This window comes from Fibrobacter sp. (assembly GCF_045112255.1).
GTDB lineage: Bacteria > Fibrobacterota > Fibrobacteria > Fibrobacterales > Fibrobacteraceae > Fibrobacter.
Window position 1 is genome coordinate 1 of record NZ_JBGUHR010000047.1, and the last position, 15556, is coordinate 15556.

Below are 15556 nucleotides of genomic sequence, written 5' to 3' on the forward strand. Positions count from 1 at the left end.
TGAACGGTACCGGCAGCGCCACCTTCGGACTGCATTTCAAACACGCGGGGAACCTGTCCCCAAATATTCTTCTTGCCTGCAGCACTCCAGTTGTCGGCGTGCTCAGCCATAGGACTAGACGGTGTAATCGGGTAAATTGCCGCGACTTCGCTAACTGCAAACGCAACGTTAGCGGTGGCTTCGTTACCGTCACACGCAATCATCTTTTTTGCCATGGATATCTCCGTTTTTAGGTTTTTTCGTAAAAAATCTGATCATATACACCTTCGGCGTGCGATACACGCAGGAAGGGCAAAAATCCAAGCTTAAAATTAAATAAGATTATCCCAAACGGACAACCAATTTTTGAAAAAAGTTTAAAAATCAAGCAGTTTCTGATTGATCTCTATTTCGAGTCCGGCGTAACTTGGGCCGAATTTTTGGCGAAGCGTGGTCGTAAGGCCGTCGGACTTGCCCAAATACGGGTAATTCTTGCGGATTCTAAGCCACGGGGCGCGTTCGTGGATGCTTTTGATGAGCGTTTGTGCGATTTTCACTTCGGCGGGGCGGCTCGGGTCATAGAGAATCCCGACATCGGCATCGCGCTCGACACCATTTAATATAGGCGTAAAGCTATGGATTCCGAGGTGGATGACTTTGAGCGGAACTTCAGGCGATTCCTTAGGTGCTTTTTTCTCGTTTTTACGCGCGTTCGGTGGTATTACGCCTGCAACAAAGCTTTCAATTTTATCGCGATATTTTTGCCAAAGGCTTAGCATGCGCGATTTCACTGTGCTCGGTAGTCCAACAGTAAATTCAGAAAAGAATGTCTTGTTGGTCGCACTGCGGTTCATATCGACAACCAGTCTCGAGAATCGGCTGGAGCAATGGAAGTCGGGCTTTAGGCGTTTTACAAGATTTGAAAATACTTTGTATGCGCCAATGTCATAAGCGCGGTGGGAGGCGAGAACGTCATCGGGAATCTTTGAATCGCGGAGAGCGCGCAGGACAAAATCCGGCACAGCGTTGCTCGCATGTTCGCAGGTAATCATCAGTGCCGGAGCTTTCATTACTTTTTCTCCACAACAAGAATGTTTCCATCGTACGTCATGACACCCAGCAAAATGCTGTGGATCAGACGGAACTTGTCTACTTTATAATAAGGGCCGCTTGCCATCGGGTTTGTACAATCCGGGTCGGCAACCAAGAACTGTTTCTTTTCATCGAGCCCGTAAAGGACTACGAAATGCCCCATCGGTTCGCCGTGGATATCGTCAAAGACGGACTGGTCTTTTTCGTTCGTGTATTCACGGGGGGAGCGGTAAAGATAGGTGGCGCTAAGGCCGCAAAGAACAGGGATGCCTCGTTTGAAGTAACCTTCAAACATGCTTGCGCGGAGGTCTGCCGTAGCGACAGTTCCGCCAAGGTCGATGAATCTTATATAGGCGTCAATAGCTTTTTTGAGCTTGGGGGCGTGTTTGGCCTTGTGCAAGGCAACGAGCTTTTCTCGAAGCTCGGGCATCTTGAGATTGCTCCAAGTCGGGTCAAAAATCTTAAGGTTGTACGAATAAATGGTTGCCTTGAATCCGCGCTTGAGGGCGTCGATACCAAGGAAAACGCCTAGTGTGCCGCCTTCTTCCAGAAATTCAATTTCAGAAATGAGCTTTTTAAGGGAAATGTTATAGCCAAGATAGGAGTAAACAGCGTGTAGGCTAGTCGGTCCGCACGTAACATCGTCTGGCTGAGGGAGTATTTTTAAATCCATCGTGTGCCTCGTTATTAACCGTGGCGGTTTGTTCATCAAATCGTCAATCCGCGCGTAAATATAGAAAATATTATCTTGGTTTGACATGTCGTTTTTCTTTTGTCACCCCGGACTAGTTCCGGGGCGGAATCGCCTTCTTGTATTGCGAAAAAAACGTTTATTATATTTAATGATATGAGAGAAATTTTTGGGGCATTCTGTTTTTCATTTTTGCTAATCGCATTTTGTGCGTGTTCGGATTCTTTGGCGGGCGCTGAGGCAGGCGAGGCTTCTCGCACGAATATTCTCGTTGACGCTCGCGACTTGCAGACTTACAAGACCGTTGAAATTGGCGGTCGAGTTTGGATGGCGGAAAATCTGAATTATCGGGTTGTATGGGAACGAGATGATTTGGATACTCTTCATGGATGGTCTTGGTGCTATAATGACAGTGCGAAATATTGCGAAAAGAATGGGCGGCTCTATCAATGGGACGAGGCTTTGTATGCCTGCCCGGAAGGATGGGAATTTCCGTCTAAGGCTGATTTTGATAGCTTGATTTATGCTGTGGGCGGTTTTGAGCATGCTGCGGATTCCTTGATTTCGCGTGGCTTTATTACGGATATTCAAGGTGGCTATTATTTTATGGGGTATTCTAGCTATTTTGACGAATATGCCTACTTTTGGACGGGTGACGAAATTCGTGTAAGCAATGCCTACAATGTCGTATTCGAAAAAGGGCGTTCTAGCGTATCGTACGATGAAACCTACGAAAAATTTGCTCTCTCCGTCAGATGTGTGAAATCTCGTTAATATGCCAGTTAAGAGTTTGAAGTTACTAGTTACTAGAAAATCTTTTACTAACTTGTAAACGCGGCGAAGCCGCTCTAGTAACTATTGACTATTAACTAGTAACTATTATTATGCGACTTTGGCTTTATACTTGTCCTGATGATTTTGCTGCTGAACACGACGATATCGAAGAAATGTTTCGCCGGGGCTTAACCCGTCTGATTCTCGACAAGCGCGGGCGAGGTGGCAATGCTCGCGCAACGTTCAACGATTACGACCGCTGGCTACTTGGCCTCCCGATGGAATTGCGCGACCGCATCTGGGTGCGAGGAACGCCCGACATGGCCGAAGAGCTTGATGTTCGCGGTTGCGTCTGTGATGCACAAAGCTTTATGGGCGAGGTTCCTGAAAGCTGGAAACGCATCAACTGCGTTGCTCTTTGCAAAAATGCGGAAGAGGCCGAAAAGCTCCCGGAATGGGTGGCGGGCGCTCTCGTCGGCCCGATTATGCAGCCGCTTTCGGCGATTGAACCTGTTGAAACGCTTGGATCTTCTTTAAGCATAAACGCAAAAGCCTCCCTCATTTTATGGGGAGGCGTTGATACGGATACGATTGACGATTTTAAGAAGTTGTCACCAGCCGGCGTTGCATCGCTCGGTGGCGTCTGGAATTACGCAGACCCCGTGAATGCGTTTATCAAATTGAACAGGGCTGTTGCTGGTATCTAATTTTACTGCCTACTGTCTACCGTCTACTTCCTACTTGGTAACAAACATCCCGTTCTTCGGTTTGCCTTTAAGTCTGTTACCAAGCAAGTCGAAATAGACGGGGTTGCGGTTCAAACGCAAGTCCTTGCGGCTTTCGCGCATTCCTCGATTCACGATGCTTACCGGAGGCTGTTCTACATACGGCTTGTCCGGGTCATCTACGACAATCTTGATTTTCTTTACGCTCTTGCAGCCTGTTTCGTTTGTGTACGTTACAGTGTAATAGCCGCTCTTGGAGCCGTCCAGATTTTTGAGGGTGTTTTCACGAGCTGTGGATTTGAAGCCGTCTGGACCTTCCCAGCTCCAAATTTTGCCGTCCCACGGGTGCGGGCCAAGTTGCACTGTAGTGCCCTTGGCGACTTTCAAATCGGTCGTTTCTTTCCAACCTTCATCGCCAACTTTCACGTACGGGATAATTTTTGTCGGGCTGCACGGACCTACGACTTTCTTGCCGTCGCAGACGCCGATGGAATCTGGAATTTCAATCACCTTCGGTTCGAAATCAGGCGTGGGGAAGACCTTCATGAGGGCTGCCGTTTCTTGAGCGGTAATCGGGAGAATCGTGCCGTGGCGGGGGGTGAATGCGCCGCTTGTCTTGGTGTCTTGCACGAACTTGAAATTTTCGAGGTCGGTGCTGCTCGTGAACTGGTAATGTCCGTTCATGTAGCAGTCGTACATGAGCACCCAGGAATTCTGGTTGATGAGCTTGAATACGCCTGCACCTTCGACGGCTTCGGTCGTCTGTTGCAATGCGCCGCTACGCTTGTACCAGGTCGGAGCCTTGGTACCGTTTTCCGTGGTTAAAGTCTGTGCCTGCACTTTGCAGATGCCGCCATCGCCTTCGTTCTTGTAAAACGCATGATAAAGCTTGTCTACAGGATTATAGACGATGTCCATGTCAATGGTCGATTTGCCTCGGTCAAAGAAATGGATCGGGTCGCCTTCGAGGTCGGTAAAGTCTTCGTTGGCGTAATTGAAAAACACCTTGTCGTACGGGATGCTTCCGTCATTGGTCAACAGCGAGTAATAGACGAGCGGGCGGCCCTTGCTCCCGTCCTTGTTCACGTAATTTTCGTCCCAGATGGTTTCTGGTGCCCATACGCGGGTGACGTTTGCAAAGTTCTTGCCCTTGTACTTGTCCGGGAAATGCACGGTGCTATGCTTCCAGTTGATAAGGTCGCGTGATTTCATCAGCACCATGCCACGGTTGCTTGCCCAGCCTTCAGCGCTTTTCATGTCGGTATTCACCATGTAGAACCAGCCGTCAGGTGCGCGCAATACATGCGGGTCACGGAGACCTTTCTTGAGGCTCACCGTATCGGCAGCCACCACACGCTTGCCGTTGTTCATGGGTGTAAAGTTGTAGCCGTCATTACTCAGGGCGTAATAGATGTTTTCGTTGTCGTTGGCCGGGAAGTACGCAAAGAGGTAGTTGGAGTAAGGCTCAAAACCGTGGATAGAAACCTTGAACGAGCGCTTTTCTGCGCGCTTTGTGGTGCTTTCGTTGTCGTACAGCGTTGCCGTGAGCGTCACTTCGTGGTTTTCGCCTACAAATCGTCCGTTGATGTGCCCGTCATGCCCCAAGAACAGCGTGTCGGAACTTTCCCATTTGACTGGGAACGGGCCGTATTTTTTCATAGTGTCAGGGAGATTCAGGTCGTTATAAAGGTCGTTGATGCCCGCTGGTTCAAGATCGTCGAGTGCCGCCCAGAATGGTGCTATTTCGACAATCTCCTGGGCCTCTACTCCGAGCGCGAACAAGGCTACCAGCGGAACAAACTTCTTCATAAAACCTCCTTACCAATGACTAGTGACCAAAATCTATTGACCAATTACCGAAATAAATATAATTTCAGCCGTGATAAAAAACAAAAAGCATGGATCTTTAAAGTTTTGAAAAATTGTCCACAAAAAAATAAGTCTATTTTATGTACTTAGATGGAATAAAATGAGTTCCTGTATATAGATTATTGAGCGTATATTATGAATATGGACCGTTCTCGTTTGAAAATATTAGTTGTTGATGACACCAAGACGAACATCGATGTTTTGGAAGGCATTTTGTCGAATGATTATGAAGTTTGTGTTGCTCTTAATGGTAAAAAAGCGATTGAACTCACAGAAAAGATTAAGCCTGATTTGATTCTACTCGATGTGATGATGCCTGAAATGGATGGCTATGAAACATTGAGAATCATGCGCGAAAAGAATATTCTGCAAGGGATTCCGGTTATTTTCCTAACAGCCAAGGCCGATAGCAAGAGTGAACAGATTGGTCTTGATCTCGGTGCGGTCGACTACATTACAAAGCCCTTCAATCCGGCTCTTGTGACTCTGCGAATCAAGAATCAGCTCCAGCTAAAGCTTCAACGAGACCATCTGCATGAACTCGTCGATGAACGTACCGCAGACCTGCGCAAGACGCTCAAGGTCATGCTCACGAGTCTTGGGTCACTTGCTGAATATCGCGATCCGGAAACGGGCGAACACATCAAGCGTACACAGATTATCGTCCAGCGTCTTGCTGAAGAACTTCGCAAGAATCCGAAGTTTACGGATACGATTACTCCAGAATATATTGAAAACCTGGCAACGGCGGCTCCGCTTCACGATATTGGCAAAGTCGGCATTCACGACCGCATTTTGCGCAAGCCGGGATCCTTGACGCAGGACGAACGCGAAATCATGATGCAGCACCCGCAAATGGGCTATGATGTTCTCCAGGAAGCAACAAAGGAATTGCGTGATAACCCGATGGTGCGCATCGCTGCCGAAATGGCTCTTGGTCATCATGAATACTGGAATGGGGAAGGTTACCCGAACCACAAGAAAAAAGATGAAATTCCTATAGGCGCAAGGATAATGGCGGTCGCCGATGTGTATGACGCCCTTGTTTCCAAAAGGCCCTACAAAGACCCGTATCCTCACAAAGTTGCCGTTGAAGAAATTATCAGGGGCCGTGGTTCGCAGTTCGACCCGGATGTCGTCGATGCGTTTTTGGCTATCGCGGACCAGCTGCCCGAAATTTACGAGCAGTTCAAAGACACTTCTTCTTCCGAGGAATGTAAGGATTGACACCAAGTCCCATAAATGAAAAGAAACGCCACCTCAGTTGGCGTATTTCGCTTGTTTACACCATACCGATGCTCGTGTTTACCATCGTGATGGTGATTGTATTTTCGAATTTCATCAAGTCTACATTAATTACATCTTCGTACAGTTCTGCTGAATCAAAATTCCAGGACAAGGTTGTCATCGATCTTGAACTGTTCTTCGCCAAACTGGAAAAACAGTTCAAGCCGCTTCCGAAGATTTTGCAACATACAAAAGAAGCCGACGTCAAGAAGGTGCTGAAAAAGCATCAGCAGTCGTCTTCGTTTATTGTAGACATTTACTATGGAACGCAAAATGGCAAGTACATTTCGGCTAGAGACTTTAAGCTGAACGAGAGCAAAAAGGAGTTCCGCATAAGGACTTGGTACCTTGAAGCGTCCAGACATAAGGGGCTTGCCATCACAGGTCCTGAAATCAATGAAACGGCAAAAAAGCGCGTCCTCACGTATTCGTACCCGCTTTGGGAAAAGAATCGCTCGTTCATGGGAGCCGTCGCCATCGACATCGACTTGCAAAAAGTGCGCCAGCTGATGGGCGAGTTTGCGCGGTCCGAGGGCGGAATCACGATGCTTGTGAGTTCCGAAAACGACAGCTTGTTCACGTATTTCCCGTATGAAACCAATTTGCACAATATCGTTACGGATACGGTTGCCGGGCTTCTGCATCTAGTTCAGGACGATATCCAGATTGATAAGCTGGACTCCGTGAATGTAACGCTTTTTGAAAAGACGAGCATAGAAAATCGCAAGTTTATTTTTATGGTAAGGCCGTTAAAGAATGCGCCTTTCTATGTTGTTCATGTCATCCAGAAAAACAAGGTCGTTGCAAAAGTCCAGGAAAACTTGAACGCCATTATTTTTGTTGTTGCGCTTGTTGTCTTGGCTCTGATATTTCTCACATGGCTCATTGTACGGTTCCTTTTCAAGTTCTTCATCCAGAAAGACCTGAATGAAAGCGTCAGCTCGAGCACCATGTTCGAAACGCTTTTAGGAAGCGACAATTTTAGAATTGTCCTGACTAATGATACATTTGATATTTTGCATGCTAGTGCCTACATTGCGGAATTTTTCAACAATGGCAACGATGTCCGTGGCGAGATCCTCTGGAAATTTTTCCATTCGGAACAGTTCAAGAAGTTTGTATATAAAGTCTCGAAGGGCGGCGAAATGCATGCCAGCGAGCGGCAAATTATTATTCCGGTCAAGAGCTGTACTGGCGAAGACGCCTGGTGGAAAGTCATATTCCAGTTCCTTGTCGAAGATGATGGATCTATCCGCTATCTGTTCTTGATCTCGGATGAAACAAGCGGCATCCAGAAAGATACGATTCTCGATACGATCATGCTTTCGGCGGGCAATTCGATTCTTGTCATCTTTGATAAAAACTGCAAAGTCAAGTACATGTCCAAGCAGTTGACGGATTACCTTGTTGTAGACTGGAAGGATGTGATTGGACAATCGCTCCAGAACATGTCCAAGTGCGGCATGCCCGAAAAAATTGTAGAATCCTTGCAAAAGACTTTTGCAGAACAAGGCGTCTGGAAAGATACGTTTAAGCTCCAGACGCTTGATTCGCATACCGATATATGGTTCCGTGGAGAAGCTTGTACGCTCAAGGTGCAAGATGCGATTGTCGGTTACATGCTATCGATGATTGATATTTCTGAAGTTGTTGCCGCTCGAGAAATTGCAGAACATGCGACGCAAGCTAAAAGCGAGTTCCTTGCGAACATGAGCCACGAGATTCGAACCCCGATGAATGCCATTATTGGCATGGCGCACTTGATTCAGGAAACAAAGCTCGATGAACGCCAGCTTGGATTTATCGAACGTATAAGCCATGCCGCAACATCGCTGCTTGGAATCATAAACAACATTCTGGATTTCTCGAAGATCGAAGCGAATAAGCAGGACCTTGAAATTACGCAGCTTGTGCTGCAAGATGTGATTGGCGAAGTGGCTGCTCTTGCTGAAGTCCGTATTGCAGGACGACCGATTGAACTGATTGTCGATGTGGATCCGGAAATTCCGGAAATCTTGATGGGCGACCCGTTGCGCCTTTCTCAGATCTTTACGAACTTGATCAACAATGCGACCAAATTCACGGAAAGCGGAAGCATAACGCTAAGAATAACGCAGGATCAGGTCATAGGGAACAATGTCAAGCTCTCGTTTAGCGTTATCGATACGGGTATCGGAATGACTGGCGAACAGTTGCAGCATCTGTTTAACGCCTTTACGCAAGCTGACGGCTCGATTACGCGCAAGTATGGTGGAACAGGCCTTGGACTTGTCATCTCAAAGTCTCTTGTAGAACTCATGGGTGGCGAGCTTCAGGTTGAAAGCGAATACGGAAGGGGTTCAAAGTTCTATTTCTCGATTACGCTCCCTATTGCACAGCAAGCTTCTGTACCCAAGTGGAAGTCTGTCTCGACATTCAAGAACAAGAATGTCTTGTTGGTGGACGATTGTGAAAGACTTCGCGATGTGCTGAGACATTACTTGACGAAATTGCGCTGTGTCGTCGAAGAGGCTGCTTCTGTTGACGAAGCCTTGGATTTGATCCAAGCTCACGAAGAAGCGGGCGAGACTCCATATGACCTTTTTATAGTTGATTACCAGATGCCGATCATGAATGGATTCGATTTTGTGCAGGGGCTTCCGGCTAACATGAAAAAGATTCCAAAGATCCTGATGCATCCGATTCACTTTGACGAGAAAAATTACCATCTGGCTACAGAAATCGGATTTAACAGCTGTGTCGCGAAGCCTTTGCAGATCAGCTCTTTGTTAAGCGCCATGCAGGAGGCTGTCGAAGAAAAGCTGACATACCAGAAGGCTGTCAAAACGGAGAAAAATAAGATTTTCTTTAAGGAAGCCAAAATTCTCCTCGTAGAAGACAATGAAATGAACCAGGAGTTGACGGTATCGCTTTTGAATAGCGTGGGCCTTGCGACCATGGTTGCTGCCAATGGCCAAATTGCACTTGACTTGCTCAAGAAAAATGCGTTCGACTTGGTCCTGATGGATATCCAGATGCCGGTCATGAACGGTCTTGATGCGACAATTGCAATCCGCAGCCGTTCTGATGAGTACTTCAAGAAAGTGCCGATTGTAGCTATGAGTGCAAGGGCGTTCCAGAAGGACCGCGACGACTGTATCAAGGCAGGCATGAATTCTTATATTGCAAAGCCTATTGATCCGATGCTACTCTACGATGTCCTTGCCCAGTACTTGCCTGTAGCTGATTCAATGCCAATGGCGCAGACAACAAGTGAACCTGAGGCAAAACCTGCCGGTACTGATGACAGCATTGTGGCGATGTTCCTGAAAGTCCGCAATTTCGATGCCGCAGCGGGGCTTTACCACGCCAATGATAACAAGAATCTGTATTTCAAGATTATTCAGGGCTTCGTACGCGATTACGGTGGTGTGGCTGTTAAGCTCAAAAAATTCTTTGAAGGTGGAGATTTTGAAGAAGCGACGCGCATCGTCCATACGATAAAGGGACTTTGCGGAACTATTGGCTCTTATCATGTGCAGACGCTTGGCGTGATGCTTGAAAATTCGCTACTCAAGAAGGAGCAGAATTACAGCGAATACAACGCATTTGTAGAGGCTCTTGAGGATTTAATTGACGACCTGAAAATTGTCATGCAGAATATCGCTTCCGAGCAGTCGAATGCATCCGTTGTTATCAAGCATGTGGATCCTGAAGCCATAGGCAAGCTCACCCAGGCGGTTGAAGAACTCAAGCCGGCTGTGGAATCTTGTTCGCTTACAGCCTGCAAGCGCATTCTCGATTCGCTCGACGAGATCATGTTCTCGCAGGAGCAGGATACACTTTTGCAGAAACTGCGAAACCAGATTGACGATTACGACTTCACCGCCGCCGAAGAAACCCTCAAGAGCTTGGAAGAGATGTTATCTTCTAGCAATTAAATGTCATGCCCGTCTCCGAACGGGCATCTCCATCTCGTTTCATTAGAAAATCATTGTCGCGATAAATGCAAGTGCGATAATGATGGCCGCCGCAATGGCAAGCGGGCTTGTTTTTTTCTTCTTTTCGCCGAACTCATTCTCGACAATTTCATCGTAGTCGGGGAGGTCTAGGTCGCTATATTCAGCGCCTTCTTTCCAGCCGGTGTTCTTGTCGCTCCCGCAGTGGGGGCAGAATGTTGCGCCTTTTTTCAGCTCGGCGCCGCAATGAGGACAAATGGTCATGGGCTATGAGGTCGGCGCGGCGCGCCTTTGAGGTGTGAGTTAATACAAAAGACGAATGAATAATAAAAAATTTAGTAGTAGTGGATGTAAAATATTTTGTATATTGGCGACAAAATTGTACCATTGCAAAACATTTTTTTCAATTTATGTTCTTTTCGAAAATGAAAAAAATAGCCTTGTTCGTGATTTCTTTTGCCTGTATGTGGGGCTGCTCGTCTGATATGCCCTTGTCGGGGCATGGTGTCGAAATCACGGTGGATTCGCTCCAGGGCATGTTGCATGTGAATGCTGCCGGCGCTGTTGCCGTTTTGGGAACGGATGAAAAGGTGCGGTCTATGGATCGTCCGGCCATGCAGGCCGTTTTCGATTACGATTTTTCGCTAGGCCGTCACGAGGTGACGTGCGGCGAGTTCAATGCGGCGATGCAGCCGGCGACGGGTCTTTCGCTGAATTGTGCTGACAAGAATCTTCCCGCGACGTCCGTCACGTTTTATGACGCCGTACTTTTTGCCAATGAACGCAGCAAGCTCGAAAATTTCGATACCGCATATACCTATGTCGGACTCACGTTTGATTCGCAGCATCATTGCACCAATATAGAGGGATTTGCTTTCCGCGCCGAAACGGACGCCTACAGGTTGCCGACCGAAGCGGAATGGGTACTTGCAGCAAAGGTTGGCTGGAATGTTGCGAACGGCTGGACTGCGCAAAATTCGGATTACAAGCTGCATGCCGTCTGTGGTAAGGCGGGAGAGGGCGATTTTTGTGACATGGCCGGCAACGCCATGGAGTGGGTGAATGACTGGCTCGGCGAATACACATCCGGCAAGTTCAAGAATTTCGTAGGCGCACCCGATGGAGGCTCCCTCGGGCAGCGTGTCGTGAAGGGGGGCTGCTATCGTAATGAAGCTTCTTCGATTGCTCTGTATACGCGTGGCGACGTCTATGCGGTTACCTCGTCAACACGGGCTGATTATGTCGGTTTCCGTCTCGCATTCGGTGCTATTCCAAACCCGACTTGGATCGTTCGCGGCGGTGTAGCTTCCGAAAGCAGGGTCATCCCGCTTGCGAATTCATCAACCATCCGTGCCTTGACGGGAACGTACAGGAGCAAGCTTGTTTTCCGCAACGATGTCAGCAAGATGCTTTCGTTTGTCGATTATTCCAATGGTGAACTTTCTGTCGTCACTCTCCCCGGTACGGAAGGCGCTTTCCATCCCGATATTTCGCCTGACGGGAAACTAGTCGCGTATTGTACAGGACTTGAGAGCATTTCCGGAACGTCGTCCTTGTTTGTGCGTTCCCTGCGCGCGGGTGTTGACAATAACCTGGCAAAACTTGATGTGAAATCGGCGGCCATTCCGCGCTGGCGTATTCTTGAAAATGGCGATACGGTGATTGTCTATGTGAGCGATGCTGGCAACAATAAGGATGACTCCGCTTTCCTTAGCGCTTCTACCTGGCAGGTTTCATTCAAGAACGGTAAGTTCGGCAAGCCCAAGAAACTCTTTGACGGTGCATACCATGGTGGCATCAGCGAAGACGGAACCCTATCCGTGACAGGATCGAGGCTTCTCCGCGCACGTGTTGCCAATTCCGGCTCCACAGTCTCCAAGAGCGCTCGCGATATCGTCTGGTATGGTGGGGACCAGGCCTGCAATGTTTCTTTGGCGAAGGACAGCTCCAAGCGTACGCTGTTCCTGGATTTCTCCGGAAAAGCCGGGCGCGAGTTTGTCGGCCAAAAATACAATACGCACCAGCGTCTGCTGGTCGCGGATTCTACGGGAAAGTTGGTGCAGACGGTTGCTGCGCCCTCGGGCTATACCTTCGACCATACCGAATGGGCGGGTAACGGCTCTACCGACATCGCCGTGGTTACGTTGGTGGATGCGAACGGGTCGCATACAAAAATAGCCGTTGTCTCGCTGCGTGATTCTTCTATCGTGGAGATTGCTGAAGGCGAGGAACTTTGGCACCCTGCATTGTGGGCGATGCGAGGTGTATCTATTACAGAGGATGCTCTTTTGGATGCTGACAGCGCCGGAGTGTACATGGCTCCCGGCCTTGAAATCTGGCATCAGGCCCTGCGCCCCAAGATGGAACTCTTCTGGAACCATTACGAAGAACTTGAATATATCTTCGTTGGCAGTTCCCGTGTTGAAGACGGGCTTAATCCTGATCTCATCACAGCTGGGTATTCCTTGAACATGGGTCATCCGCTCAATTCGATGGATGCGTCGTTCTATCTAGCCGAAAACTACGCCATGAACCATGCAAAGAATCTGAAGGCGATTGTTTTTTCGCTCGATATTGACTTATGGGGCGACCGAGACGACGTGACTCGGACTATTTTCGAAGGTGCTCCTGGATATCTCTACGACAAAAACCATGATTTCTGGAAATCTGGATTGCCGGACGCTTTTGTCGAGAGAGTCAACGGATCGTACCCGTCGTCCGATGCTTACATGATTAATTATAGAGCAACCCGCGGATTCAGTTCTAACGACCCCATTTCGTGGGGTGATCCTCTGGTGAAAGTTGATTCCGCTTGGATGGATTCAAAACCGGATGCTGTTAGCTGGCAGCTGGCTAGATTGCGCCGATTCCTCGAAAATGCAAAAGAGCGTGGACTTTACGTGGTTGGGATTATTTTCCCGCAGAACCCACAGTACAGTAAAACCGGTTCATGGGGGCGCTATGGTCCGCGCCGTTCTGAAATCCCTGCAATCCTTGATTCCCTGAATGCGCTCAAAGCTGAATTTGACAATTTCAGGTTGATGAACGAAAACAAGATGGGCGAGCACGATTATCCCAATTCTATGGCGATGAACACCGACCATCTTGCGCGGACAGGCGCCGTGCAGATAACCCGTCGCTTGGATTCCCTGCTAAAAAAACTAAAGTAGCGGCTGGAGTATCGTTATTTCGTGAACTTGAATCTGCCAAGCAGATCGAAGTAACGGGCTTGGGGTGCGATTTTGGTGCGCTTGATAGTCTTGCGGAGGGTGGTTGTTATTTTATCTTCATTGATGACGAATATTTCGATGTAATTCTCGCCATCATCTTGTTTTAAAGAAAAACCGTTCTCAGTAGTGCTGTATGTAAATGTGTATAGAAGATTTTGCTGTTCATCGTATCCATAGCATTTGTTGTCATCATTGATGTCTGCGATGTAAAATGTTTTTTCTACTGAAGATGAATCTGTATTGTAGTTGGAATGGTTTATATCTATAATCGTGTCCTGCTTAAAAATTGATTCTAATAATTTTGTTTCATCTTCATAAATCTTTTTTTCACTGTAATAATCTGTTGTTATCTTAATAATCCACGTATATGCGTATTCCGTTCTATAGTATGCTTTTAGGTGGTGAAACAAAGTATCCTGTTTCTTATAAGTAGAGTCTATATATTCGTAAAAGTCTTTTTGATTTATAACGGTTTCATTTGTATCTCTATAAAAGAACCAATAAGCGGGTGGCATCACGTTGTTTACAAAGTCAACCATCACTTTTTCTATTAATGAATTATTGTAATAATATTTTTTCCCTTCCACCCGGCTGGAGATGTGCTGAATGAGGTGGAGTCTAAGCGTAGATTGCTTTCTTGATCAAAAATTGAGTGTGCTTGAGCATTGAAATAAGCATCCGTACATTTATTTGCCGAGGCAACGGTACTCAACGTCAAAAGAATGGCTGAAATAAAAAATAAAAGACTGCACTTTCTGAACATAAATAAAGCCCTTTTTAATTTGCTTTTAATATAAAAAAGTTTTTAAATTGTATTCCATGGTCAAGTCTTTTGTATTTACTTTTTTATCTGCAATTCTTTGCTGCAACTTGTTCGGATGTGCTTCGACAAATTGTTCTGCTCTTCATGCACAAACGCCTGAATACGAAGAATGTGTTGCTGAAGAAAATGCAAAATCAGAGGCCGCTTCAACATTGACTAAGGTTGGAATTGCTGCGGCATCTGTATCTGTTATCGGTTTAATTGTAATTCTAGTGACTTCAAAAAATTAAAACCGCGCGGTTTTACCCGCACGGTCTTGAAGCTCTTTGCTTGGATCCTATCGGTCTCGCGACCTCCAGGATGACAAAATATAAAGCGGTCTCCTGTGAGCAACAAAGCCCCCGGTATTAACCGAGGGCTTTTGCGAGAGTGAGCGCCTCTCACATATTTCTATGTGATTCTAGGCGCGAACGGTCTCTTAGAGCTGGTTGTTGGAGCCGAGCACATCCACGATCTTGTGCATGTACATCTTCTTCATGTTTTCACGAGCCGGCTTGAGGTACTGGCGCGGGTCGAAGTGTTCCGGATGTTCGTCGAAATACTTACGGATAGCGGCAGTCATAGCGAGACGGCTGTCAGAGTCGATGTTGATCTTGCAGACAGCAGAGCGAGAAGCTTCGCGGAGCTGTTCTTCCGGAATACCAACTGCATCCGGGAGCTTACCGCCGTGGGCGTTGATCGTGTCAACTTCGTCCTGCGGAACAGAAGAAGAACCGTGGAGAACGATCGGGAAGCCCGGGAGCTTAGCTTCGATAGCATGGAGCACGTCGAATGCCAGAGGAGGCGGAACGAGCTTGCCCTGAGCGTTACGAGTGCACTGTTCCGGCTTGAACTTGTATGCACCGTGAGAAGTACCGATGGAGATAGCGAGGGAGTCGCAGCCCGTACGGGTAGCGAAGTCGATCACTTCTTCCGGCTTCGTGTAGTGAGAAACTTCAGAAGCAACTTCGTCTTCAACACCGGCGAGAACACCGAGTTCAGCTTCGACGGTAACGTCGTGAGCGTGAGCGTATTCAACAACCTTCTTGGTGAGGGCGATGTTTTCTTCGTACGGAAGAGCAGAACCGTCGATCATCACGGAAGAGAAACCGTTGTCGATGCAGTCCTTGCAGAGTTCGAAAGAGTCACCGTGGTCGAGGTGGAGCACG

13 protein-coding genes are annotated in these 15556 nt (G+C 47.6%); 6 read left to right on the forward strand and 7 right to left on the reverse strand.

The features are described 5' to 3' along the window. The 3 genes from ACJMM9_RS06815 to ACJMM9_RS06825 all read right to left on the reverse strand — a co-directional run. Positions 1 to 215, reverse strand: a 215-nt coding sequence (locus tag ACJMM9_RS06815) for a hypothetical protein (protein WP_405324983.1), incomplete at its 3' end; no start/stop codon positions are given. A 141-nt stretch (positions 216 to 356) separates the two neighbouring features. Continuing rightward, positions 357 to 1049: an N-formylglutamate amidohydrolase gene (locus ACJMM9_RS06820; RefSeq protein WP_405324986.1), complete on the reverse strand. Its 693-nt coding sequence runs from the start codon at positions 1047 to 1049 to the stop codon at positions 357 to 359. Continuing rightward, positions 1049 to 1744, reverse strand: a complete 696-nt coding sequence (locus tag ACJMM9_RS06825) for a peptidase-C39 like family protein (RefSeq protein WP_405324989.1) — start codon at positions 1742 to 1744, stop codon at positions 1049 to 1051. The genes ACJMM9_RS06820 and ACJMM9_RS06825 overlap by 1 nt, the downstream gene beginning before the upstream one ends. A 243-nt stretch (positions 1745 to 1987) precedes the next feature. Between ACJMM9_RS06825 and ACJMM9_RS06830 the strand changes: the two genes are divergently transcribed. Together ACJMM9_RS06830 and ACJMM9_RS06835 are read left to right on the forward strand one after the other, a co-directional pair. Beyond that, positions 1988 to 2536: an FISUMP domain-containing protein gene (locus ACJMM9_RS06830; RefSeq protein ID WP_405324991.1), complete on the forward strand. Its 549-nt coding sequence runs from the start codon at positions 1988 to 1990 to the stop codon at positions 2534 to 2536. 110 nt (positions 2537 to 2646) lie between these two features. Continuing rightward, positions 2647 to 3243 carry a hypothetical protein gene (locus tag ACJMM9_RS06835; protein WP_405324994.1) on the forward strand — a complete coding sequence of 199 codons (597 nt, stop codon included), beginning with the start codon at positions 2647 to 2649 and terminating at the stop codon, positions 3241 to 3243. A gap of 30 nt (positions 3244 to 3273) precedes the next feature. Here ACJMM9_RS06835 and ACJMM9_RS06840 read toward each other — a convergent pair whose 3' ends face one another. Beyond that, positions 3274 to 5070, reverse strand: a complete 1797-nt coding sequence (locus ACJMM9_RS06840) for a glycoside hydrolase family 43 protein (RefSeq protein WP_405324997.1) — start codon at positions 5068 to 5070, stop codon at positions 3274 to 3276. Between the two features lie 195 nt (positions 5071 to 5265). Here ACJMM9_RS06840 and ACJMM9_RS06845 point away from each other — a divergent pair, with 195 nt between their 5' ends. Then, positions 5266 to 6357, forward strand: coding sequence for an HD-GYP domain-containing protein (locus ACJMM9_RS06845; RefSeq protein ID WP_405325000.1), 1092 nt, complete (start codon positions 5266 to 5268; stop codon positions 6355 to 6357). Then, a complete protein-coding gene (locus ACJMM9_RS06850) occupies positions 6354 to 10337 on the forward strand; it encodes a response regulator (RefSeq protein WP_405325003.1) in 3984 nt (1327 codons plus the stop codon). Before ACJMM9_RS06845 ends, ACJMM9_RS06850 begins: the two co-directional genes overlap by 4 nt. 42 nt (positions 10338 to 10379) lie before the next feature. On the opposite strand, the gene ACJMM9_RS06855 is transcribed toward ACJMM9_RS06850, so the two are convergent. Next, on the reverse strand, positions 10380 to 10619 hold the full coding sequence (locus tag ACJMM9_RS06855) for a zinc-ribbon domain-containing protein (RefSeq protein ID WP_405325006.1): 240 nt from the start codon (positions 10617 to 10619) through the stop codon (positions 10380 to 10382). Between the two features lie 161 nt (positions 10620 to 10780). Here ACJMM9_RS06855 and ACJMM9_RS06860 point away from each other — a divergent pair, with 161 nt between their 5' ends. After that, positions 10781 to 13525, forward strand: a complete 2745-nt coding sequence (locus ACJMM9_RS06860; RefSeq protein ID WP_405325009.1) for a TIGR02171 family lipoprotein — start codon at positions 10781 to 10783, stop codon at positions 13523 to 13525. A gap of 14 nt (positions 13526 to 13539) precedes the next feature. Here ACJMM9_RS06860 and ACJMM9_RS06865 read toward each other — a convergent pair whose 3' ends face one another. Next, on the reverse strand, positions 13540 to 14124 hold the full coding sequence (locus ACJMM9_RS06865; RefSeq protein WP_405325011.1) for a hypothetical protein: 585 nt from the start codon (positions 14122 to 14124) through the stop codon (positions 13540 to 13542). 280 nt (positions 14125 to 14404) lie between these two features. Between ACJMM9_RS06865 and ACJMM9_RS06870 the strand changes: the two genes are divergently transcribed. Continuing rightward, positions 14405 to 14638 (forward strand): hypothetical protein, encoded by a 234-nt coding sequence (locus ACJMM9_RS06870; protein WP_405325014.1) that lies wholly within the window; start codon positions 14405 to 14407, stop codon positions 14636 to 14638. Between the two features lie 188 nt (positions 14639 to 14826). Here the strand turns inward: ACJMM9_RS06870 and ACJMM9_RS06875 are convergent. Next, a partial coding sequence (locus ACJMM9_RS06875; protein ID WP_405325017.1) for a class II fructose-bisphosphate aldolase occupies positions 14827 to 15556 on the reverse strand: 730 nt, incomplete at its 5' end.

Coding starts and splice junctions, on each gene's coding strand:
- ACJMM9_RS06835 (WP_405324994.1), top strand. CDS start 2,647: ATGCGACTTTGGCTTTATACTTGTCCTGATGATTTTGCTGCTGAACAC.
- ACJMM9_RS06825 (WP_405324989.1), bottom strand. CDS start 1,744: ATGGATTTAAAAATACTCCCTCAGCCAGACGATGTTACGTGCGGACCG.
- ACJMM9_RS06865 (WP_405325011.1), bottom strand. CDS start 14,124: ATGGTTGACTTTGTAAACAACGTGATGCCACCCGCTTATTGGTTCTTT.
- ACJMM9_RS06855 (WP_405325006.1), bottom strand. CDS start 10,619: ATGACCATTTGTCCTCATTGCGGCGCCGAGCTGAAAAAAGGCGCAACA.
- ACJMM9_RS06860 (WP_405325009.1), top strand. CDS start 10,781: ATGAAAAAAATAGCCTTGTTCGTGATTTCTTTTGCCTGTATGTGGGGC.
- ACJMM9_RS06840 (WP_405324997.1), bottom strand. CDS start 5,070: ATGAAGAAGTTTGTTCCGCTGGTAGCCTTGTTCGCGCTCGGAGTAGAG.
- ACJMM9_RS06870 (WP_405325014.1), top strand. CDS start 14,405: ATGGTCAAGTCTTTTGTATTTACTTTTTTATCTGCAATTCTTTGCTGC.
- ACJMM9_RS06845 (WP_405325000.1), top strand. CDS start 5,266: ATGAATATGGACCGTTCTCGTTTGAAAATATTAGTTGTTGATGACACC.
- ACJMM9_RS06820 (WP_405324986.1), bottom strand. CDS start 1,049: ATGAAAGCTCCGGCACTGATGATTACCTGCGAACATGCGAGCAACGCT.